This window comes from Mesorhizobium sp. P3_B5, from assembly GCF_056402815.1.
Genome location: NZ_JBFUGR010000017.1, coordinates 49,476 through 71,028, shown reverse-complemented (window position 1 = coordinate 71,028; position 21,553 = coordinate 49,476). Strand labels below are relative to the sequence as shown.

The 21,553-nt window shown below is 62.1% G+C and carries 24 protein-coding genes and 1 pseudogene; 8 read left to right on the top strand and 17 right to left on the bottom strand.

The window, feature by feature from the left end:
* The 5 genes from AC1DVW_RS27055 to eno all read right to left on the bottom strand — a co-directional run.
* On the bottom strand, nt 1-734 hold a 734-nt coding region (locus AC1DVW_RS27055), incomplete at its 3' end, for a biotin/lipoyl-containing protein (RefSeq protein WP_477327163.1).
* A 21-nt stretch (nt 735-755) separates the two neighbouring features.
* Nucleotides 756-2,153: a pyruvate dehydrogenase complex E1 component subunit beta gene (locus AC1DVW_RS27050; protein ID WP_477327161.1), complete on the bottom strand. Its 1,398-nt coding sequence runs from the start codon at nt 2,151-2,153 to the stop codon at nt 756-758.
* A 15-nt stretch (nt 2,154-2,168) separates the two neighbouring features.
* Nucleotides 2,169-3,200, bottom strand: a complete 1,032-nt coding sequence (pdhA, locus tag AC1DVW_RS27045; protein ID WP_477246746.1) for a pyruvate dehydrogenase (acetyl-transferring) E1 component subunit alpha — start codon at nt 3,198-3,200, stop codon at nt 2,169-2,171.
* A 195-nt stretch (nt 3,201-3,395) separates the two neighbouring features.
* Entirely contained in the window at nt 3,396-3,719 is a 324-nt protein-coding gene (locus AC1DVW_RS27040; protein WP_477246744.1) for an FtsB family cell division protein, read from the bottom strand.
* Nucleotides 3,720-3,853: 134 nt separating this feature from the next.
* The gene (gene eno / locus AC1DVW_RS27035) at nt 3,854-5,128 is read right to left on the bottom strand and encodes a phosphopyruvate hydratase (protein WP_477276041.1); all 1,275 of its coding nucleotides are present in this window, start codon (nt 5,126-5,128) and stop codon (nt 3,854-3,856) included.
* Nucleotides 5,129-5,336: 208 nt separating this feature from the next.
* On the opposite strand from eno, the gene AC1DVW_RS27030 reads away from it, so the two are divergent.
* Nucleotides 5,337-5,459, top strand: coding sequence for a hypothetical protein (locus AC1DVW_RS27030; RefSeq protein ID WP_477246739.1), 123 nt, complete (start codon nt 5,337-5,339; stop codon nt 5,457-5,459).
* Nucleotides 5,460-5,535: 76 nt separating this feature from the next.
* Here AC1DVW_RS27030 and AC1DVW_RS27025 read toward each other — a convergent pair whose 3' ends face one another.
* Nucleotides 5,536-5,901: a PRC-barrel domain-containing protein gene (locus AC1DVW_RS27025; RefSeq protein ID WP_477327159.1), complete on the bottom strand. Its 366-nt coding sequence runs from the start codon at nt 5,899-5,901 to the stop codon at nt 5,536-5,538.
* 142 nt (nt 5,902-6,043) lie between these two features.
* Nucleotides 6,044-6,247 carry a dodecin family protein gene (locus tag AC1DVW_RS27020; protein WP_027045027.1) on the bottom strand — a complete coding sequence of 68 codons (204 nt, stop codon included), beginning with the start codon at nt 6,245-6,247 and terminating at the stop codon, nt 6,044-6,046.
* Nucleotides 6,248-6,388: 141 nt separating this feature from the next.
* Here AC1DVW_RS27020 and AC1DVW_RS27015 point away from each other — a divergent pair, with 141 nt between their 5' ends.
* A complete protein-coding gene (locus AC1DVW_RS27015) occupies nt 6,389-7,084 on the top strand; it encodes a hypothetical protein (RefSeq protein ID WP_477327157.1) in 696 nt (231 codons plus the stop codon).
* 4 nt (nt 7,085-7,088) lie between these two features.
* On the opposite strand, the gene kdsA is transcribed toward AC1DVW_RS27015, so the two are convergent.
* Both kdsA and AC1DVW_RS27005 read right to left on the bottom strand, forming a co-directional pair.
* Nucleotides 7,089-7,922: a 3-deoxy-8-phosphooctulonate synthase gene (gene kdsA, locus AC1DVW_RS27010; RefSeq protein WP_477327156.1), complete on the bottom strand. Its 834-nt coding sequence runs from the start codon at nt 7,920-7,922 to the stop codon at nt 7,089-7,091.
* A complete protein-coding gene (locus tag AC1DVW_RS27005; RefSeq protein ID WP_477327155.1) occupies nt 7,919-8,797 on the bottom strand; it encodes a VOC family protein in 879 nt (292 codons plus the stop codon). Before AC1DVW_RS27005 ends, kdsA begins: the two co-directional genes overlap by 4 nt.
* Before the next feature lie 148 nt (nt 8,798-8,945).
* Here AC1DVW_RS27005 and AC1DVW_RS27000 point away from each other — a divergent pair, with 148 nt between their 5' ends.
* Together AC1DVW_RS27000 and AC1DVW_RS26995 are read left to right on the top strand one after the other, a co-directional pair.
* Nucleotides 8,946-9,425 carry a glycosyltransferase gene (locus AC1DVW_RS27000; RefSeq protein ID WP_477327153.1) on the top strand — a complete coding sequence of 160 codons (480 nt, stop codon included), beginning with the start codon at nt 8,946-8,948 and terminating at the stop codon, nt 9,423-9,425.
* Nucleotides 9,422-10,378: a glycosyltransferase family 2 protein gene (locus AC1DVW_RS26995; protein ID WP_477327151.1), complete on the top strand. Its 957-nt coding sequence runs from the start codon at nt 9,422-9,424 to the stop codon at nt 10,376-10,378. The genes AC1DVW_RS27000 and AC1DVW_RS26995 overlap by 4 nt, the downstream gene beginning before the upstream one ends.
* Here the strand turns inward: AC1DVW_RS26995 and AC1DVW_RS26990 are convergent.
* Nucleotides 10,348-10,638, bottom strand: a complete 291-nt coding sequence (locus AC1DVW_RS26990) for a Dabb family protein (RefSeq protein ID WP_477246726.1) — start codon at nt 10,636-10,638, stop codon at nt 10,348-10,350. The two genes, AC1DVW_RS26995 and AC1DVW_RS26990, sit on opposite strands and share 31 nt — an antisense overlap.
* Before the next feature lie 112 nt (nt 10,639-10,750).
* Entirely contained in the window at nt 10,751-10,885 is a 135-nt protein-coding gene (locus tag AC1DVW_RS26985) for a hypothetical protein (protein WP_477246725.1), read from the bottom strand.
* Between the two features lie 65 nt (nt 10,886-10,950).
* Between AC1DVW_RS26985 and AC1DVW_RS26980 the strand changes: the two are divergent.
* Together AC1DVW_RS26980 and AC1DVW_RS26975 are read left to right on the top strand one after the other, a co-directional pair.
* Nucleotides 10,951-11,079: pseudogene (locus AC1DVW_RS26980) on the top strand (DUF1365 domain-containing protein); the annotation flags it as partial.
* A gap of 186 nt (nt 11,080-11,265) precedes the next feature.
* A complete protein-coding gene (locus AC1DVW_RS26975) occupies nt 11,266-12,537 on the top strand; it encodes a class I SAM-dependent methyltransferase (protein ID WP_477246724.1) in 1,272 nt (423 codons plus the stop codon).
* Between the two features lie 76 nt (nt 12,538-12,613).
* Here AC1DVW_RS26975 and AC1DVW_RS26970 read toward each other — a convergent pair whose 3' ends face one another.
* Nucleotides 12,614-14,593 carry a bifunctional 2',3'-cyclic-nucleotide 2'-phosphodiesterase/3'-nucleotidase gene (locus AC1DVW_RS26970; protein ID WP_477246722.1) on the bottom strand — a complete coding sequence of 660 codons (1,980 nt, stop codon included), beginning with the start codon at nt 14,591-14,593 and terminating at the stop codon, nt 12,614-12,616.
* 139 nt (nt 14,594-14,732) lie between these two features.
* Entirely contained in the window at nt 14,733-15,998 is a 1,266-nt protein-coding gene (locus AC1DVW_RS26965; protein WP_477246720.1) for an NAD(P)/FAD-dependent oxidoreductase, read from the bottom strand.
* A gap of 175 nt (nt 15,999-16,173) precedes the next feature.
* Here AC1DVW_RS26965 and AC1DVW_RS26960 point away from each other — a divergent pair, with 175 nt between their 5' ends.
* Nucleotides 16,174-16,824, top strand: coding sequence for a 5-formyltetrahydrofolate cyclo-ligase (locus AC1DVW_RS26960; protein WP_477276021.1), 651 nt, complete (start codon nt 16,174-16,176; stop codon nt 16,822-16,824).
* Between the two features lie 560 nt (nt 16,825-17,384).
* On the opposite strand, the gene AC1DVW_RS26955 is transcribed toward AC1DVW_RS26960, so the two are convergent.
* Nucleotides 17,385-17,858 (bottom strand): Lrp/AsnC family transcriptional regulator, encoded by a 474-nt coding sequence (locus AC1DVW_RS26955; RefSeq protein ID WP_010909317.1) that lies wholly within the window; start codon nt 17,856-17,858, stop codon nt 17,385-17,387.
* A gap of 212 nt (nt 17,859-18,070) precedes the next feature.
* On the opposite strand from AC1DVW_RS26955, the gene ald reads away from it, so the two are divergent.
* Nucleotides 18,071-19,186, top strand: coding sequence for an alanine dehydrogenase (gene ald, locus AC1DVW_RS26950; protein ID WP_477276019.1), 1,116 nt, complete (start codon nt 18,071-18,073; stop codon nt 19,184-19,186).
* Nucleotides 19,187-19,616: 430 nt separating this feature from the next.
* Here ald and AC1DVW_RS26945 read toward each other — a convergent pair whose 3' ends face one another.
* The 3 genes from AC1DVW_RS26945 to AC1DVW_RS26935 all read right to left on the bottom strand — a co-directional run bounded on the left by AC1DVW_RS26945 (nt 19,617) and on the right by AC1DVW_RS26935 (nt 21,548).
* The gene (locus AC1DVW_RS26945; protein ID WP_477246715.1) at nt 19,617-20,084 is read right to left on the bottom strand and encodes a DUF1203 domain-containing protein; all 468 of its coding nucleotides are present in this window, start codon (nt 20,082-20,084) and stop codon (nt 19,617-19,619) included.
* A 77-nt stretch (nt 20,085-20,161) separates the two neighbouring features.
* A complete protein-coding gene (gene dapB / locus AC1DVW_RS26940; RefSeq protein WP_477327149.1) occupies nt 20,162-20,968 on the bottom strand; it encodes a 4-hydroxy-tetrahydrodipicolinate reductase in 807 nt (268 codons plus the stop codon).
* 16 nt (nt 20,969-20,984) lie between these two features.
* Complete coding sequence (locus AC1DVW_RS26935) at nt 20,985-21,548, bottom strand: GNAT family N-acetyltransferase (RefSeq protein WP_477246712.1); 564 nt, start codon at nt 21,546-21,548, stop codon at nt 20,985-20,987.
* Nucleotides 21,549-21,553 lie beyond the last annotated feature (5 nt).

Below are 21,553 nucleotides of genomic sequence, written 5' to 3'. Positions count from 1 at the left end.
ATGGTGGTCTTGGCCTCGACCAGCCGCCGCGCGATGGTCTTGCGCATATTGTCATGTGGGACGAGATCGTAGGAGCCTTCGGCAAACAGTTTCAGCACCTGCTCGTCCGACATTGCCTTCGGTGCTGGTGCCGCAGCAGCCGGAGCGCCAGCAGGCGCTGCTTTCGCAGCCGGAGCCGCCTTGGCGCCACCACCGGCAATCGCTGCCTCGACATCGGCCTTGACGACGCGGCCATGCGGGCCGGAGCCCGTCACTGCCGAGACATCGACACCGGCATCCTTGGCGATGCGACGGGCCAGTGGCGAGGCGAAGGAGCGTTCACCGCCTGCATGGCCGTTGGCGGCCGAAGCCGCCGCGGCCTTGGCCGGCGCAAGCGCAGCCGCAGCGGCTTCCGGCTTCGGCGCTTCAGCCTTGGGAGCCTCAGCTTTCGGCGCTTCGGCCTTTGCTGGCGCAGCAGCGCCACCGCTTTTCGCCGCCGCTCCCGCATCCTCGCCTTCAGCGGCAAGCACGGCAATCAGCGCATTGACCTTGACGCCTTCGGTGCCGGCCGGAACGACCAGCTTGGCGACAATGCCCTCATCGACGGCTTCGACTTCCATCGTCGCCTTGTCGGTCTCGATCTCGGCGATCACGTCGCCCGGCGAAACCTTGTCACCCTCTTTCACGAGCCACTTGGAAAGATTGCCCTCTTCCATCGTGGGCGATAGGGCCGGCATGGTGATGTTGATCGGCATCTTCTTGTCCTCCCGACCGGCTCAGCGATACGTGACGGCTTTGACCGCCTCGACGACCTCGCCAATATTGGGCAAGGCCAGCTTCTCGAGGTTGGCCGCATAAGGCATCGGCACATCCTTGCCGGCGATGGTGATCACCGGCGCATCGAGGAAATCGAAAGCGCGCTGCGACACCTGGTTGGCGATATGGTCGCCGACCGAGCTCTGCGGATAGCCCTCTTCCACCACCACCAGACGATTGGTCTTTTTCACCGAAGCGATGATCGTATCGAGATCGAGCGGGCGGATGGTCCTGAGATCGATGATCTCGACGTCGATGCCCATGGCGCGCAATTCGGCTTCCGCCTTGATCGCATAGGTCATGCCGATGCCGAACGAGACAATGGTGACGTCCTTGCCGGTCTTGTGGATGCGCGCCTTGCCGATCGGCAGCACGAAATCGTCCATCTTCGGCACATCGAAGGACTGGCCGTAGAGGATTTCGTTCTCGAGGAAGATGACCGGGTTTGGGTCGCGGATCGCAGCCTTCAGCAGGCCCTTGGCGTCAGCCGCTGTATAAGGCATCACCACCTTCAGCCCTGGGATATGGCTGTACCAGGCGGCGTAGCACTGCGAATGCTGGGCGGCGACGCGGGCGGCAGCACCGTTCGGTCCGCGGAAGACGATCGGCGCGCCCATCTGGCCGCCGGACATATAGAGCGTCTTGGCGGCGGAGTTGATGATCTGGTCGATCGCCTGCATGGCGAAGTTGAAGGTCATGAATTCGACGATCGGCCTGAGACCTGCCATCGCAGCGCCGACGCCAACGCCGGCAAAGCCGTGCTCGGTGATCGGCGTGTCGACGACGCGGCGTGGCCCGAACTCCTGCAGCAGCCCTTGCGTGATCTTGTAGGCGCCCTGGTACTCCGCGACCTCCTCGCCCATGACGAAGACGTCGCCATCGCGGCGCATTTCCTCGGCCATTGCATCGCGCAACGCCTCGCGCACCGTGGTCGAGACCATTTCGGTGCCGGCCGGAATGTCGGGATCGGCGGCAGCTTCTGTTTTCGGTGCGGCAGCAACGGGAGCCGCTTTGGCGGCCGGAGCAGTGTCTTCAGCCGCGGCCGGGGCTTCCGCCTTTGCCGGGGCTTCCGCTTTGGCGGGCGCCGCAGACTTGCCGGCATCGGCGGCACTTTCGCCCTCCTGCAGCAAGATGGCGATCACCGCGTTGACCTTGACGCCTTCGGTGCCGGCGGGAACCATGATCTTGCCGATCGTACCTTCATCGACGGCTTCGACTTCCATCGTCGCCTTGTCGGTCTCGATCTCGGCGATGACGTCGCCGGCGACGACCTTGTCGCCTTCGTTCTTCAACCACTTGGAAAGATTGCCCTCTTCCATGGTCGGCGAGAGAGCGGGCATGAGAATTTCGATCGGCATGTCCTTGCCCTCCCGTTACAATACGATGTCGGTCCAGAGCTCGGACGGATCCGGCTCTGCGTCGTTCTGGGCAAATTCGGCGGCGTCGGCGACGATGTCGCGGACCTCCTTGTCGATGGTCTTGAGGTCGTCCTCGCTGGCCCACTTCTTGTCGATCAGCCGCGCCTTGACCTGCTCGATCGGGTCATGCTCGGAGCGCATCTTCTGCACTTCCTCCTTGGAGCGGTACTTTGCCGGGTCGGACATCGAGTGGCCGCGATAGCGATAGGTCTGCATCTCGAGGATCAGCGGGCCGTTGCCGGCGCGACACCATTCGGTGGCGAGGTCGGCGGCGGCCTTGACCGCGCGTACATCCATGCCGTCGACCTGGATGCCGGGAATCTTGAACGAGGCGCCACGATGCGAGAAATCGGTCTCGGCCGACGAGCGCGACACCGAGGTACCCATGGCGTAGCGGTTGTTCTCGATGATGAAGATCACCGGCAGCTTCCACAGCGAGGCCATGTTGAAGCTTTCATAGACCTGGCCCTGGTTGGCCGCGCCATCGCCGAAATAGGTCAGCGACACATTGTTGTTGTCGCGGTAGCGGTTGGCGAAGGCCAGGCCCGTGCCGAGCGACACCTGTGCGCCGACAATGCCGTGGCCGCCGTAAAAATGCTTCTCCTTGGAGAACATGTGCATGGAGCCGCCCTTGCCGCGCGACAGGCCGCCACGGCGCCCGGTCAGCTCGGCCATGACGCCGCGTGGCGACAGTTCCATCGCCAGCATATGGCCGTGGTCGCGATAGGCGGTGATCATCTGGTCGCCGTCGATCAGCGCCATCTTCATGCCGGTGACGACCGCTTCCTGGCCGATATAGAGGTGGCAGAAGCCGCCGATGAAGCCCATGCCGTAAAGCTGGCCGGCCTTTTCCTCGAAGCGGCGGATGAGCAGCATGTGCCGGTAGGCGGCAAGCTCCTCGTCCTTGCTGAAATCAGCGGGCTTGGGGGCGGAAAGCCCCGAGGTTTTTGTGGATTTGGCAGGCGCTTTTCTGGCGGCGGTGGCCATGCATCACTCCCTGTTGGCGTCTCTTTGTGGACACTGGAGCACAATGAAATCTGCTCCGGGGGAGATCAGTTCTCCCCACCGATTTGAGTGAAGCTAACACGCGAGAAAGCGTTTCGCCATGCAGAAAAATGCATGGCTGTCATGCGTCTAAGCAATTAAAATCATTTGATATAACGGCGATTAACTGGAATCGAGTTATTTCGAGGAAGCCGGCAACATGATGGTGATTTCGTCGGCCTGGGACAGATTGAGCGCCTTGCGCGCCTGCTCGTCGAGCATGTCTTTCTCCAGCGTTCCCTCATGCATCAGCTGCACGCGCCGCTCCAGATCGACCCGGCGCGCCTTGATGGCGTCGAGCTTGCCCTGCAGTTCGACGGTCTGCGCTTCCAGCTGGTATTTGGAGTAGATGCCGAACTCGCCATGATAGGCATGGAAGCCGAAATAGGCCAGGAACGCCACGCAGAGCGAGGGGATGATCAGACGGCCGGTGTTTCTCTGCTTGTGCTGGCGTGTCCACATCATCCCAATCCTCTGCCGCCCCATCTCGCCCGATTGTGCTTAATGGACGGTTACGGACGGAGGAATTTGGTGGGGGCAGAAACGAAAAAGGGCGGGAATGTTCCCGCCCTCGTCATTCCTGCTATTTCCAGGGATCAGCTTTTCACAACCGACTTGCCGGCATAGCGCGCCTGCTTGCCGAGCTCTTCCTCGATGCGAATGAGCTGGTTGTACTTGGCCATGCGGTCGGAGCGCGACAGCGAACCGGTCTTGATCTGCCCGCAATTGGTGGCGACGGCGAGATCGGCGATGGTCGAATCCTCGGTTTCGCCCGAACGATGCGACATGACAGCAGTGTAGCCGGCCTTGTGCGCGGTCTCGACGGCGTCGAGCGTCTCGGTCAGCGAGCCGATCTGGTTGACCTTGACCAGAATCGAATTGGCGACACCCATGCGGATGCCGTCGCGAAGCCGCGCCGTGTTGGTGACGAACAAATCGTCGCCGACCAGCTGGGTCTTCTTGCCGATCAGGTCGGTCAGGTATTTCCAGCCTTCCCAATCGTCCTCGGCCAGCCCGTCCTCGATCGAGATGATCGGATAGTCGGCGGCGAGCTTGGCCAGGTACTTGGCCTGCGCCTTCGGATCGCGGCTCTTCTTTTCGCCTTCATAGACGTAATTGCCGTCCTTGAAGAACTCGGTCGCGGCGCAGTCGAGGCCGAGCGCGATTTCCTCGCCCGGCTTGAAGCCGGCCTTTTCGATCGATTCCATGATGAAATCGAGCGCCACCGGCGCGCTCTTCAGATTGGGAGCAAAGCCGCCTTCGTCGCCGACATTGGTGTTGTGGCCGGCATCCTTCAGCTTCTTGCGCAGCGTATGGAAGATCTCCGATCCCCAGCGCACACCCTCGCGCAGCGTCGGCGCGCCGATCGGCATGATCATGAATTCCTGGAAGTCGATCGGATTGTCGGCATGCGCGCCGCCATTGATGATGTTCATCATCGGCACCGGCAGGATATGCGCCTTGGCACCGCCGACATAGCGATACAGCGGCAGGCCGGAGGCTACCGCCGCCGCCTTGGCCACCGCCAGCGAAACGCCGAGAATGGCGTTGGCGCCGAGCCGGCTCTTGTTAGGCGTACCGTCGAGCTCGATCATCGTCTGGTCAATATGGATCTGGTTTTCGGCTTCCATGCCGCCGATCGCCTCGAACAGCTCGCCATTGACCGCCTCGACAGCCCTCAGCACACCCTTGCCGAGATAGCGGGCGCCGCCGTCGCGAAGTTCAACGGCTTCATGCGCGCCGGTGGAGGCGCCCGACGGTACAGCCGCACGGCCCATCGAGCCGTCTTCGAGCACGACGTCGACCTCGACGGTCGGATTACCACGGCTATCCAGGATTTCACGCCCGACAATGTCGATGATGGCGGTCATTGCGATGTCCCCGATTGATCGATTGAAAGCGTCGCGCCCCTCTTATCCAAAGCACCGCAAAACGCAATCGGGCACTCGCAAATATTGCCGTCACGTTTGCTCGACCGATTCACGAAGCGCAAATCGCTGTCATCATAAGTCATGCATGGCAGGCTGGTTTGTGGTCTAAGCTCGCAGCTGCGCGGGGCGAAACAGGAGGAGTTTCGCCATGTCCCAGTTGAGCGGTATCGTGAGTTTGTTCCTGATCGCGGCGGCATTCCTGACGTCGTGCGACAATCAGCAGTCGCCGCAGGGCGCCATGCAGCTATCAACCCTTCGGGCGGCTGAGTAGAGTTCCCCGCACAGAGAAAGGCCCCCGGTTCAAACCGGGGGCCTTTTCGATTCCGGCTTTCGGTCAGTCCAACCGCTCAATGCCAGTAAGGCGTGACCTTGTAGTAGTCATAGGAGGCGTCACGCGCGGTCTCGCCGTCGGCCCCAGCGAGTTCGTTGATCGAATAGGCGGGAGCTGCCTTCAGCTGATCCTTGGAGAAGGGTACGACATAGCCGCCCTTGTCCTCGTCATAGTCGAGACTCGCCCACGGAATGGGATGGTATTTCTCGCCGATGCCGAGAAAACCGCCAAAGCCGATCACCGCGAACATGATGCCGTTCGACGTCTTGTCGAGCATGATGTCCTCGATAGCGCCAATGCTCTTGCCTTCGGTGTTGTAGACCGACGTGCCGATGACCCGCGAAGCGGCGATAGCTTCGGTGTGTCCTGTCTGGGTGGTCATGACGATGCTCCTCTTTGTCGTTGATCGTACTTTGACAATGAGGGGCGCGGGCGAAAGTTCCCGACTTTTTTAGAGCATGATCCCGAAAAGTGGTGGCCGGTTTTCGGAAAAGATCATGCTCGAACAAGGAGTTGGCAGGCGCTCATTCCGCGAGGATGAACGTGACCTTCATGTTGACGCGGTAAGCGGCGATCTTGCCATCCTCGACGACGATCTTCTGGTCCTGGATCCAGGCGCCTTCGACGTTTTTCAAGGTCTTCGAGGCGCGCGCAATTCCCTTCTCGATGGCGTCCTGAAAGCTTTTCTTGGATGACGACGTGATCTCGGTGACGCGGGCGACAGACATGGGCTTCCTCCTGCCAAGACGCTTATTTTACGGGGCAAGCGTACAGCCGGCTTTTGCCGACCACAAGCCGGACAGCCCCGGCGGCCATTGTCACCCTGTAGCCCTGCGTGGCATTGTCCGATCGTTTCATGGGGGGTGGCAATGACCGAACAGCCCGATAGGCGTGAGACTGTCGCGGAACTGCCAGCGCCGGTGGTCGACGCCAATGCCGCCAACGCTTCCAGCGGTTATTTCTTTGCCGGCGCCATGGGCCTGATCGCGGTCCTGCTGCCCTGGTATTTCGAGCTGCCGCTCAATTTCGACGTCACTGACCGCGCATTCAATCCGCTCGTCTTCGTTCCGGTCGTATTCGCCGTCATCGGTTTTTACGCGTTGCTGAGGGCGATCCGCGACACGCTGCGCGTTCGCAAATTCGGCACCACCACGCTGCAGGCCGGCCCCGCCAACCCGGGAACGCGCTTCGAAGGGCTGATTCGCTCGAGCCGCGACCTGGATCCCGCCGGAGACTACACCGTGCTGCTCCGATGCATCCGCACCTATCGCGTCGGGGGACCGATCGTGAATGCGACGGCCGGGACCAAATCCACCTACAAGGACGAACTCAAGTGGCAGGACAAGATCGTTGTGCCGCGCGGTTCGGTGCAATCGAGCGCCGGCATTCCTTTCGCCTTTGCCATCCCGGCCGACGCACTGCCGTCGGTGGGACCGCCGATTTTCGAACACCAGCATGGCAATGTGCGCTGGATTCTGACCGTCACAGCACCGATGCCTGGCGTGGACTACTATGCGGTCTTCGCGGTCACCATGAGAAGGCAAGGCGAGGACGACGACGACTGATGGCTTAGCGCGCTTTGGCCACGCGGTCGAACGCCATCAGCCTTTCAAGCAGCACGGGAAGATCCTTCAGCGGCACCATGTTGGGGCCGTCGGAAGGGGCGTTGTCTGGATCCTGATGGGTTTCGATGAAGACGCCGGCGACGCCGACCGCCACCGCCGCCCGCGCCAGAGTCTCGACAAAACGCCGATCACCGCCGGTGGAACCGCCCTGCCCGCCGGGCTGCTGCACAGAATGGGTGGCATCGAAAATCACCGGCGCGCCGATCTCGGCCATGATCGGCAGCGCGCGCATGTCCGACACCAGCGTGTTGTAGCCGAAGGACGCGCCCCGCTCGGTGACCAGTACATTGGCATTGCCGGAATCGGTGACCTTGGCGACGACATTCTTCATGTCCCAGGGCGCCAAGAACTGGCCCTTCTTCACATTGACCACCTTGCCGGTCCTCGCCGCCGCGATCAGCAGGTCGGTCTGGCGACTGAGAAAGGCCGGTATCTGCAAAATGTCGACATGCGGCGCGACGATTGCACACTGCTCCTCGGTGTGAACGTCGGTCAGGATCGGCAGCGAAAACGCTTTCCGCAATTCATCGAAGACCGGCAATGCCGCCTCGAGCCCGGCACCGCGCGTCCCGCCAAGTGACGTCCGGTTGGCCTTGTCGTAGCTGGTCTTGTAGACAAGCCCGATGCCAAGCTTCTCGGTCAGTTCCTTCAGCGCACCGGCCATGTCGAAAGCATGCTGGCGCGATTCGAGCTGGCACGGCCCGGCGATCAGCGACAGCGGCGCGGTGTTGTCGAAGACGACCTTGCCGGCACTTACGGACGAATTTGGCTTGCTCATTTGATCTCCCGGAAAACGAAAACCGCGCCCTGTCCGGGCGCCGGCGGCACGACAATCTGATTGCCGCGTATGTCGTGTGCGATGGCGCCGGCTGCAAGCAGCTTTGCAACGACGCCGACATTGCGGACCGAGTAGACGATTGCAGCAAAGCGCAGTTCTGACGGCGCGCCGGCCGAAATGCCGAAGCGCGCCGCAAAATCTGCCGGCTCGACCACAGTCAAGGTCGCATTCGACAGCTCAAAGGCCGTGTCGCTTCCCGCCTCGGTGCCCGCTGCGATCGAAATCAAGCGGCGTTGTTGCGAAGGAGCCTCGCTGACCGCCACGATTTCGACGATGCCGGTCACGCCATTGGCGTGGGCTTGCAGCGCGGCGCGGTCGATCTTCGGCGCATTGATCCGCTCGCAGGCGAACAGGAAGGCATCCGTCGCCTTGCTGCCAGCTGCGAAGGCCAGTTTGAACGATGCCGTTTCGCTTTTTCCCGAGGTATCGGTGAAGACCCGCGAAAAGCTCAGCTCGTCGCCAGCCGACAGGCCCGCGTCGACAAAGCGCGCGTGGTCCGCGTCGGCATTGGCGGTGCCCAGAACAATGGCGGAAATCCCGTCATTGCCGCAATTTTCGCGATAGAGACGATCGCGGGTGACAAAGACGTTGCCCCCGGCAATGGCCTTCACCGCTGCCTGTTCATTGCCGACCGCGAGCGGTTCGAGATAGGTGCCATCGGCGAGGAAAACACAGCAGTTTTCCGTCCCGAAAGGATGGATGCCGGTCGGCGCAACGACGAAGCCGAGCGAGGTGAGCCGGGCTCGCGCCACATCGAGGCTCTGCGTAGGCAGCACCAGATGATCGAGCGGGCCGGCTTCTATGGTTCGGATCATGCAGGCGCGATGTGCATCATTCCGCAAACCGGTTCAAGACTTGATCGCAATCCCGGCCGCCGGCGACGGCGCTATTACTCCCAGAAATGGCCCTGATTTTCGCTTCTGCCGCCAAGGGATTTGACGTAGGGCATCCCCCGCGCGGGGGATGAACACACCGCTGTGGTCGGGGTTTCAGGAAGAATTGCGGCTCAAGGGCAAACCCTATGACCTCACCCGCTGGCTGGAACGGGCAGCCTTGCGGTCCGCCGACCGGGTCGTCGCGCTGACGGACGGATATGGCAGGAACGCGGACACCGAGATGGGACTGGATCGTGGTCGGGTGACGGTGATTGCCAACGCGGTCGGCGCCCGTTCCGGGCTGGCGCGCACCTGGCGCCTCGCCTCCCGCAATGGCACCGTCGCCATCGTCTTCGGCCTGATCGACGGCGCGCGCTTTTGCTACATTTTGCTTGCCTGCGACTACGTCGCCTATGCCCGATTTTCTCCAGGCCGTGTCGCGCTCGACCGCGTCATGACGGCCTGGGCCGCCGAGGGCGGTACGATGTTCGATTTCACCATCGGTGATGAGGCGTTCAAGGCCGGGTTTGGCTGCACCCGCACAAGCATGTATGAGTTTGCCCTGTGACAGTGTTGCCAACCTCCTTTCCCACCGCAGCCGAGGGCTTCCCGAGGCCCCGGCTGGCCGTCGTGGTTCCGGCGAGGGATCGGCGGGAAAGCCTGCCCCGCACGCTGGCGTCGGTTCTGTCCAGTCCCAGGGCGGACATCGAACTGATCGTCGTCGACGACGGTTCGCTGGACGGCACCGAAAGCTATCTGGCTTCGCTCGATGATCCGCGCCTGGCCTGGCGGCGCCTACCGGTCCCGGGCGGCGCCAACCGGGCGCGCAACCAAGGGGCTGCGCTGAGCAGCGCGCCGCTCATTGCCTTTCTCGATTCCGACGATGCCTTCGTCCCCGGACGCATGGACAGGCTGATCGCCTTCTTCGATGCCAATCCCGACATCGCCTGCACCATCGACGGCTTCAGCGACRTTGCGGATGAATATCGACGTCTGCATAAAATGCCGGGCCGCACACCCGACGGAGAACGGCTACGGCAGCTCTTGTTCTGCCATTGCATCCCCCTGACCAACTCGACCGTCACCGTCCGCCGGACCGCCTTTGCATCGGTCGGCGGATACGATCCGGATCTCAATCGCCATCAGGACCGCGAGTTCCTGATAAGGCTAAGCAAGCAGCATCGCATCGCCTTCGGCAATGCGGCCGATGTCCTGAAATACCGGGAAGCCAACTCGATGTCGCGCGCTCATGCCGGTTACATCGAAGGGCTGGATGATTTTGTCGCCCGCTGCCCGGATTATCAGACGGCCGCCTACCGCTCCATTCTCAGCTACCTGACGGTTCGCGGTGTCGTGAAGGCGGTGGCTCAGGGTCATTTCGGCATTGCCCTGGCGGAGATGAGAGCCTGGCGCAAGGCCGGCAACCTGCCCGGAGGACTTGGCGTGCTGCCCGGCTATTTCGCGGGGCGTCGGCAAAGGCAGGCGCTCAGTCAGGCCGCCGACACCACATCGGCCGAATAACGCAATTCACGCAGTGGTTTGACCTTGCTGGTCGTCTCGGCATAGAGCGGGTGGGCCTTGTAGGCGGCAAGGGCCGCGTCATCCCTGAACTCGGCATAGACAACCACGTCGATCGCGTCCGAAAGCGGATCGACCTTGGTGTTGAGCGTCACTTCGAAGAGGCTGGAATGCGGGATGTTGCCCAGCGCCATCAAGCCCGTACGCACGGCTTCGACATCCTCTGTGCGTCGCGCGCTGAAGAAAACGATGTGCCGGATCAACCCAGCCCTCCTCGATCGGTTTGCCGCGTGTTTTGTGTCAACAAAACCGTCGCGTCAACGGGCAACGATGTCGCGCCCGGCGACCTCAAAAAGCGAGCTGTCGAGTGAAAAACTAGACCACGCCGGTGACATAGCGCACGACGCGCGACATCTCCCTGACTGTGGTGTCGAGATAGCGGCCCTGATTGTAGAGGCCGTCCCAGATCAGGAAGAAGGTGATGGCGGAGATGACGATAACATAACGCATGGCTAAAACTATCGCATGGTGGCGGCGGCTGCCATAGCGATTTTCAACGCCGGCCAGCGCCTGGCATTCCACAGGCGGAAAGGGGCGAAGCGCTGCTGTCGGCGACCTTTGCCGGCCAGGCCCAACCGCTTGGCACAGCCCGGCTCGCAGCTTGCCTCTTGAAGTTCCCGTTAATGACGTGGAAGATTGTGGCGGGAATTCACTGGGAAGCGCTGAAGCTCTGGTCAAAAGGGCGCGCGTTTTCGTTCGAGCCCGCCCGCTCCCGAACCGGCCAGCAACCCGGGATCAGGCGGCGGAGGCCGAACCTGGCGAATGAACTGCGAGAGGGTGTGGAAGCCGGTGGATTTTGTGCCGGCCCCGCAGAAGTGCAGGGACGTGAAATGGCATACAAGGAACACAAGGGCGCAGCATTGGGCGGCATGGCGTTGAGCGATGCGGTCAAGCTCGACGAATTCAATTTCGCCGAGATCGTCAAAGGCCTGCCGGCCAAGGCGCGCATGGTGCTGTCGGCGGCGATGAACCTGCCGCGCGGCTCGCTCAAGGTGAGAATGCCAGACGGTCGCGCCGTTCTCGTCGGCGGCAAAGGTCCCGGTCCGGACGCCGAACTGGTGCTCAAGAACTGGCGCTTGCCTGGCCGCGCCTTTACCGGCGGCACCATCGGCGTTGCCGAATCCTACATGGATGGCGACTGGGAGAGCCCTGACGTCACCAGTTTCCTGGAACTTTTCGTCATCAACTCGGCCATCGGCGAACGTGTCGCGGGCGGCGCCAGCTGGCTCATCAACACCGTCCAGCGCATCCGCCACTGGTTCAACGAAAACACCCGCACCGGCTCGCAACGCAACATTTCGGCGCATTACGATCTTGGCAACGCCTTCTATAAGGAATGGCTCGACCCAAGCATGACCTATTCGTCGGCGCTTTATGCGACCGGCGCCAACGATCTGGAAAGCGCTCAGGCCGCCAAATATCGCGCGCTGGCCAAGGATACCGGCATCGGCAAAAAGGATCATGTGCTGGAGATCGGCTGCGGCTGGGGCGGCTTTGCCGAATTTGCCGCGCGCGAAATCGGCTGCCGGGTGACAGGATTGACGATCAGCCGCGAACAGCACGATTTCGCCAAGGCCCGCATCCAGAAGGCAGGCCTTGCCGACAAGGTCGACATCAAGCTGCAGGACTATCGCGACGAGACCGGCACCTATGACCGCATCGCCTCGATCGAGATGTTCGAGGCGGTCGGCGAAAAATACTGGCCGGTGTTCTTCGCCAAGATGAAGGCTTGTCTCAGGCCCGGCGGCACTGCCGGCCTGCAGATCATCACCATCAACGAAGCCGCCTACGACACCTACCGCGCCCGACCGGATTTCATCCAGCGCTATGTTTTCCCCGGCGGCATGCTGCCGACGCCGTCGATCCTGAAATCGCTCGGCGCAGATCACGGCCTTGCCCATCTGCGCGAGCGCGTGTTCCCCGACGACTATGCGCGCACGCTCGCCGAATGGCGCCAGCGCTTCTGGGCGTCCTGGGAAAAGATCGTTCCGCTCGGTTTCGACGACCGCTTCAAGAAACTCTGGGAGTTCTACCTGCACTATTGCGAAGCCGGCTTCAGGGCGAGCTACATCGACGTCCGTCAGGTGGTCTACAAGGCGTAAGGGCAGCCTCAACGAAATCCCGGCAAGGCGGCCTGCGCCGCCTCGCCCCTTTGCGCAAGTGTCGCGAGACCTATTTTCAGAGGATGATGCGGTACTTCGCAAACCCCGCTTCGCCCTCGCCCGCCGGTTCGATCTTCAGCGACGTCACCTGCGCGATGAAATCCTTGGCCTTGGCGCCGGTCTCGAACACGACACTGGCTCCTGGCAATGGCGCAAACGACCAGTTGCCGTCCGCCGACGGATTGATGGTGCCCTCGCTGATGATGTAGCGGACGATCACATCACGGTTGGTGTCGGGCGCCTCATAGATGATCTTCGAGGCATTGATGTCAGGGAAATTGCCGCCGCCACCGGCGCGGTAATTGTTGGTGGCGACGACAAATTTCCCTGCGGGATCGATTGGTTTTCCGTCGAACATCAGGTCGACGATGCGGTTTGAGCCAGCATTCGCCAGCCCGCCCTTGGCATCGTATTTGGGTGCCTGTGACAGGTCGATCCTGTAACTGACGCCATCGATGACGTCGAAATTGTAGGACGGGAAATCGGTGTTGATGAGCGCCTGGTCCGCTTTGCCAGGCTCGATTCGGTTGAAGATACCGGCCGACATTTCCAGCCATTCCTTGACCTGGGCGCCGGTGATTTCGACGGCGCGCACCGTGTTCGGATAGAGATAGAGGTCGGCGACATTTTTGATCGCGATGTCGCCCACCGGCACGTCGGTATAGTAGTCGGCCCCATTGCGGCCGCCCGCCTTGAAGGGAGCCGCCGCCGAAAGCAGCGGCACATCCTTCCACTGCGTATTCCTAAGGATGTCCTTGAGATACCAGGTCTGCGCCTGGCTGACGATCTGCACCGACGGATCGTCGGCGACCAGCGCAAAATAGGAATAGAGCGGCGCCGAAGTCTTGCCGACGGGCCGGCGCACATAGGCAAGCGTCGCCTCGTGGTCTTTTTTCAAAACATCGACAATGCGCTTGTCGTCTTCGACCGTCGGCTTGTTCGCCTTGTCGATCCGCTCGTAGATCGGCCGCGCCTCGGAGGTCGCCGAAACGACCTTCCATTTCGAGCCGTCGCGCTCCAGCATCAGGTCAATCAGGCCCATATGCGAGCCCCAGAAGCCGCCCATGGCGGCAGGCTTGCCTTGCAGCGTGCCCTTTTGCGTATCGACGGCCTCGAGCGACTGAAAGTCCTTCTTGCCGGGGAAGACCAGATGCTGGTGGCCGGTGAAGACCGCGTCGATGCCCTCGACGCCGGCGACGAAGAACGAGGCGTTCTCCATCATGTCGCCCTGCTTGATGTCGATGCCGGAATGCGAGAGCGCAATGACGATGTCGGCGCCCGCCTCCTTCATCTCAGGCACCCAGGCCTTGGCCGCTTCGACGATGTCGCGCGTCTTGACGTTGCCCTCCAGGTTCTTCAGGTCCCACACCATGACCTGCGGCGGCACGAAGCCGATGATGCCTATTTTGATCGGCTGCTCGGCGCCCGACCCGTCCTTGATCTTCTTGTCGAGGATGACATAGGGCTTGAGGTAGAGCCTGTCGTCGCGCGGGTTCGCCGCAAGCTCGGTGCCGCGGATCAGGTTTGCACAGACGAACGGGAAATTGGCGCCGGCCAACACCTTATCCAGAAACGACAGGCCGTAGTTGAACTCGTGGTTGCCGAGCGTCGAGCATTCATAGCCGAGCAGGTTCATGCCCTTCATGATCGGATGCAGGTCGCCGTCCTTCATCCCCTTTTCATAGGCGATGTAGTCGCCCATCGGATTGCCTTGCAGAAGGTCGCCATTGTCGATCAGCATCGCGTTGGTGGCTTCCTTGCGCACCGCCGCAATCAGCGACGCCGTCCGCGACAGCCCCATCGTGTCGTTTGGTTTGTCGGCGTAGTAATCGTAAGGCAGCACATTCACATGGATGTCGGTCGTTTCCATGATCCTGAGATGCGCCTGGTTGGCTTGCGCGCGAGCGGAGAACGGGTGGAGCATGATCAGCGCGCCTGCAGCAGTGGCGCCGGCGAGAAAGCCGCGGCGGGACACGGGGTGGAGCAGTTGGGGCATTGTTTCTTCCTACTTCGACAAGTGACAAGCCCAGACCCCGAAGCAGAAGCTTCGCGCCGAAATCCGGCCATGTCCACCGCGAAGTCAATTGATCAGGAAAAGGTGACGGGCGGATGAAACACCCTCCCGGAGCGAAACGTCAGCCCCTGTCGTCATTGCCCTGCGTGATCAGCCGCGCGCTGCGCTGGCCCGTCAGATAGATCCATAGCCAGCTTAACGAGACCGCGAGCCGGTTGCGGAAACCGATCAGAAAATAGATGTGCGCAATTCCCCACAGCCACCAGGCGAGCCAGCCGGTGAGCTTGATCCAGCCGAAATCGATCGCGGCGGCGCGTTTGCCGATCGTCGCCAGATCGCCGGCATGGCTGTAGTGGAAAGGACGCGCGGTCCTGTCACCGTCAAGCCTGGCCTTGATGGTAGCCGCAACATGCCGGCCCTCCTGCTTGGCGGAAGGCGCCACACCGGGTACCGGCCGTCCATCGGACCGCAGTACGAGGGCGGCGTCGCCGATGACAAAAATCTCCGGGCTGCCGGGCACGCTGAGGTCAGGCTCGACGAGCACCCTGCCCGCCCGGTCTGCCTTCGCTCCAAGCCATTCAGCGGCGGGCGAAGCGGCAACGCCGGCTGCCCAGAGGATCGTTCGGGCCGCCAGTTGCCTGTCACCAAAGACCACGCCTTCGGCGTCGCAGCGCGTCACGGCCCGGCCGAGCTCGATCGTCACGCCCAGCCGCTCGAGCGCCTTTCCAGCGTAGTCGGAGAGTTTTGGCGCGAAATTGGCAAGGATGCGGTCACCAGCCTCGATCAGCACCACGCGCGTTTGCCGCGTATCGATGTTGCGGAATTCGCCGCGTAGCGTGTCATGCGCCAGTTCGATGATGGTGCCGGCAAGCTCCACACCGGTCGGCCCGCCACCGACAATCGCAATGGTCAGAAGCGCTTGGCGTTTGGCAGGGTCGGTTTCGCGCTCGGCCTGCTCGAACGCCAGCAGAATGCGTCGCCGAATGGTGGTGGCGTCCTCCAGCGTCTTTAGCCCCGGCGCGAAAGGCTCCCATTCGTCATGGCCGAAATAGGCGTGGCGGGCTCCGGTGGCAAGCACCAGCGTGTCGTAGGCGACGGCACTGCCGTCATCGAGCAGCACGCGCTTGCCGGCGCGGTCGACGCCACTGACATTGGCGAGCAGCGTTGTCACGTCCTTGCGCTTGCGCAACAGGTGCCGGATCGGCCAGGCGACCTCCGAGGTCGCCAGCGCCGTCGTCGCCACCTGGTAGAGCAGCGGCTGGAACAGGTGATGGTTGCGCTTGTCGATCATGGTGATGCGCACCGGCGCGCCAGCAAGCGCACGGGTGAATTCGAGACCGCCGAAACCTGCGCCGACAACGACGACATGATGGCTGGCTTCGTTCATCTCATTCACCTCAGGAGAGCAAGATCATCAAGCTTGATCTAGGTATTTTTGTGCGCCGCAACAATATCCGGACCTGGAACGACTGCCCGGAGTCGCCGTTCGATGTCGTGAACGCACATGCCGCACACCAAGGCCGGGGTATAGCGTTGCCGAAACAGGATGCCGAGGATGAAGCATGGCCAACGATCATGACGACGAAGGTCCGGCGCAGTACGCTTCGCCACCCTGCTTCATGCATGAATTCGATCCGGAGTTTCGGATGCCCTTGACCGACTGGACCGACGTGAAACGCTGGCGCAAAGCCGAGCGCGAGCGGCTGATCGCGGCCCGTCTCGCCGTTTCCGCCGACGCGCGGGCGGCCATGTCGCAGCGCATAGCCGAAGGTCTTGACGCCGTCATCGGCGACATCGCCGGCCGCATGGTCAGCCTCTATTGGCCATTTCGCGGCGAGCCGGACCTGCGGCCCTGGATGGCTTCCATCAACGAACGTGGCGGCCGCACCGCGCTGCCTGTGGTCATCGAGAAAGGCCAACCGCTAGTCTTTCGCGCCTACGTGCCCGGCGACCGGCTGGAAAAGGGCGTCTGGAACATCCCGATCCCGGCGCAAGGCGACCCGGTGTTGCCCGATATCGTCATTTCGCCGATCGTCGGCATCGATCCCGGTCACTACCGACTGGGCTATGGCGGCGGCTTCTTCGATCGCACGCTGGCCGCGATGCCGTTCAAGCCGCTGGTCATCGGCATCGGCTACGAACTGCAGCGCATCGCGACCATCTATCCGCAGCCGCACGACATCCCGATGGATCGGATCGTCACCGAGGCCTAAGCGCAAATGTCACGTGACAAAAATCCGACTTGGGCGATAAATAATCTTTGAGCGGACCATGCTGCGGGGGGCCGTTTCGACATGCGCTGTGGGCGGATCCAACAGTGTCCGGTCGCTCATTAGATCGGCTGCTTCACAACGGATGTTAATATGATCGGACGAACTATAGCGGCTGCCCTTGCAATAGCGTTTTGCTTTTCGCCTTCGCATGCGCAACCACGGCATCGTTTGCCGAGCGGCTATAAATGGGGCCGCTGCCTGCTTGTTGTTGACGGTCAGACCCGCATATCCGGAAAATGCTCCTATCAAATCGAGACGGGCGGAGATTTTAATATCCAGGGGCCTCGGCAAGTTTTTGCAGGTATCGACTATCCCGATACGCATAGTGGGGCTGGTGAAAGGTCCGAAGATTACTGGGCGGTTGTCTACAAGGAAGGTGATGTTTGGAGCGGCTATGCGAACTCGGACATTTCCGAAACTCACGGTGACGAACGTTGGGAGGCACTTCGCCGCGAAGGCGCATGTTATCTAGGGAAGGACGTCCGGGTGTGCCTTTGGCGCTAAGCCATTTCCGGCTTCATGCCCATCGCCGTGCGATCGACGATCTCACGCAAGGCGAATGACGAATTGATCTTCGTCACATGCGGCATCGCCGACAGCCACTCCTTGTGGATGCGCTCATAGTCGACGAGGTCCTTGGCCGCGATGCGCAGGATATAGTCGTATTCGCCCGACATCAGATGGCACGACAGCACGTTGGGACAACGCTTGATTGCCGCCTCGAAATCCGACAGCGTCTTCTCGAACTGCCCCGACAGCGATATATGCACGATCGCTGTCATCTGGTGCCCAAGGGCGGCATTGGAAAGCCGGGCGTGATAGCCGCGGATGGTTCCGGATTTCTCCAGATTGTCCAGCCGCCGCGAACAGGCCGACTGCGACAGGCCGACCTTCTCGGCAAGGGCTGCATTGGGGATCCGGCCATCCTTCTGCAAAGTCTCAAGAATGGCGATATCAATCCTGTCGAGCGGCATTTTTCGTGATTCCTGCGATCATTCGGCCATTTTGCGCAACAATTATCGAAAACACCCCTCCCACGCAAGCGCATTCGCAAGCACTTTCGGAACGATTCGTGGTTCACTGCTCTCAATGCATGTCGCCCAAAAGTGTGCAGCGGTTTTGGGACAACGACATGCACGAAAACAACAGGGAACGAGCCCAAAGGGCCGGATCAGGAGATAAAAAGATGCGCGTCGGCTGCCCCCGGGAAATCAAGAACCACGAATACCGCGTTGGCCTGACGCCAGGCTCGGTCCGCGAATATGTCGCACACGGCCATGAAGTACTGGTCGAGACTGGCGCCGGTGCCGGTATCGGCGCCGATGACAACGCCTACCGCGCCGCCGGCGCCACCATCGCCAAGACGGCGGCAGACGTGTTTGCCAAGTCCGACATGATCGTCAAGGTGAAGGAGCCGCAGCCAAACGAATGGGTGCAGCTGCGTGACGGCCAGATACTCTACACCTATCTCCATCTCGCTCCGGATCCGGAGCAGACCAAGGGCCTGCTGGCCTCCGGCGTCACGGCAATCGCCTACGAGACCGTCACTGACGACCGAGGCGGCCTGCCGTTGCTGGCGCCGATGTCGGAAGTTGCCGGCCGCCTGTCGATCCAGGCCGGCGCCACCGCGCTGCAGAAGGCCAATGGCGGCCGCGGCGTATTGCTCGGCGGCGTGCCCGGCGTGTTGCCCGGCAAGGTCACCGTGCTCGGCGGCGGCGTCGTCGGCCTGCATGCTGCCCGCATGGCGGCCGGCCTTGGCGCCGACGTCACCATCATCGACCGCTCGATCCCGCGCCTGCGCCAGCTCGACGACCTCTTCGCCGGCCGCGTCCACACCCGCTATTCGACCGTCGAGGCGCTCGAGGAAGAGTGCTTTTCGGCCGACATCATCGTCGGCGCCGTGCTGATCCCGGGTGCTGCCGCGCCGAAACTCGTTTCGCGCGAAATGCTGTCCGGCATGAAGAAGGGCGCGGTGCTGGTCGACGTCGCCATCGACCAGGGTGGCTGTTTTGAGACCTCGCATGCCACCACGCATGCCGATCCGACCTACGAAGTCGACGGCGTCATCCACTACTGCGTCGCCAACATGCCGGGCGCCGTGCCGGTCACCTCCGCGCATGCGCTCAACAACGCGACGTTGCATTACGGCCTGCAGCTCGCCGACAAGGGCCTGAAGGCGATGATCGACGATCACCATCTGCGCAACGGTCTCAACGTCCACAGGGGCAAGATCACCAACCGCGCAGTCGCCGAAGCGCTCGGCTACGAGTTGGTCGAACCCAAGGCGGTCCTGGCCGCCTGACGCGCAAGCAAGAGCTTCCTCCCGTCTCGCCCGCCGGTTCGTTCCGGCGGGCTTTTTCTTGACCGCAAAAAGCGCGCAACAAAAAAGCGGAGCCAAAGCCCCGCTTCCTCGATGTCGAGATGTGCCGCCGGTTCATCCGCGGTCGGCAATCGATCGACGACTACCTTCTAGCGGTTCTATGCGACGGGAGTACGACAGCCCTCACCGGCCTTTCGCTTCGCCGCCATGACCAAATAGGCTCTGTGTGAAGTGCTTCACATTCAGAGCTCAAGAACCATGCCTACACAAGTGCCGTTCCCTGTCGGCTCGAGCCGCCTCCCAAACGCTGGCGAATACCAGGCTTTGCCGGCGGCTTCGGCCGCAGCTTCTGTCGCGACTATTTTTTCCCAACTGCCCGCCAGTCTATCGGCGGGCATTTTTTTTCGTGCCTTCAGCCACGCTCGATACGGCACTGATAGCAATTGTTGCGCGCCGAGCGGACATGGACATAGGCAATGTCGTCGCGTTCGAACAAGGTTTCCGCCCGCGCCGCAATGGCATCTGTCGGAATGACGCCGCCGCTGCCATAGACGATGCGGTCATCACTGCCATAGCCACGCACGATGTAGTCGCTGCTCTCGAGCATTTCGGGAAGCGTGTCAGCCTCGACGGCGCGTTCGCATTCCTGCGCATGCAGGAAGATCGGCCCGGTCTCGGCATAGGGCTGCAACGCCGGGAACGGCCGGTAGGCCAGAACGAGATAGGGCGCGCCGGCAGCGACGTTCTTCAGGCAATGCCGGCAAGGCACGCCATCACCATCGGATATCTGCCGCTCTGGCGTGCGGCCATAGGCATCGGCCGCACCGTGCTGGAAGGCCCTCACATCTTCGGTCGGCAAGGCTTTGAACTGGATGGACATGGCGAAACCTCCGGTGTTCGTTGACCGGAAATTATGCTCCCACTGCTGCGCTTCCCACCCGATTCCTGCCAAGCGCATCAGTCCATCAACGCGTCGAGCCCTCGCACCAGTCCGGTGATCTCTTGCACCCGCCTGATCGCAAGCAGCGTGCCGGCCACGTAAGGAGCAGCCGATGAGCCGGCGTCGTGGCGGATGGTCAGCCGCTCGTCGGGCAGGCCAAACAGCGCCTCGCAAGACAGGATGTAGGAAGGCAGCCGAAGTGCATGCACCTGCACCCCCTCGCCCGCGCCGACCGCAGCACCGCGCGTTCCCGGCACACCGGAGACCTCGGCGATTGGCCGAGCGGTCGATGCCTGGCGAATTTCGGCCAGTGCCTCTGCCAGCTCGCGCGCGGTGCCGGACGGTGCGTCCGGCTTTCTGGCGCTGGCATAGTCGATGACCTCGACATCCGGCACGTATTTCGCCGCCATCAGCGCAAAGCGCTTCATCAGCGTGGCGGTGATCGAGAAATTGCCGGCGGCGATCACGCCAACCCGATTGGCTCGCGCCGCGGCATCGATCTCGGCATAGTCGGCAGCCCCCAGTCCCGACGTGCCGATCACCACATGGCGTCCCTTTTCGATGGCCAGCAGCGCATGACCTTTCACCACATCCGGCTTGGTGTAGTCGACCAGCGTGTCGGACGGCGCTTCCAGCGCTTGCGCCAGCGAAGCGGAAACGATCACACCGTTGACTGGCACACCAACCAGCATGCCGGCATCCTGCCCGGCGCCGCTACGCGAAACCGCGCCCGCCAAAAGCATGTCGCCTTGCGCCGCGATCGCCGGCACCAGTGCCTTGCCCACCCAGCCCGTTGCGCCGGCCATCACCACCCGTATCGCCATCGTCCCGATCCTTCCTTCAAGGTCGCATGACGCTGGCCGAGCGCTCCAGGAAAGGCAGCGGATGCACCACTTCCTTCTTTTGCGCCACCGGCGCAAAGCCGAGTTTCTGGTAGAGCGGCAACGCTGCCGGATGATCCAGCGTACAGGTTTGCACCGTCACCCGCTTCGGCCCGTGCGACCAGGCGGCGGCGATCGCCGCGCCCAGGAACCAGCGGCCAATGCCTTGCCCGGTCGCGTGTTCCATCATGCCGAAATAGGCGAGCTCGACTTCCTCCGGCAAATGCGGCTTGAGGTCGAAGAAACCGGCCGGTGCACCGTCGACATAAAGCACCCTGATGTCGCGGTCCTCGCGATGGATGCCGGCCGCGAGCTCGTCATCGTCCAGCCTGAGCACGTTGACCCAGTGCCATTTGCGCCCCACCCGATCCATCAGATAGCGATAGAAATGCAGCGGAATGTCCTTGGTCTTCAACAGCGCGATCTGCCTGTTATAGGGCACCGGCGGCGAATAGGCCGGCGGCACATGCATTTCGAGAAACGTCACCGTCACCTCTATGTCGTCCAGCGCGCCGTTTTCCATCACAT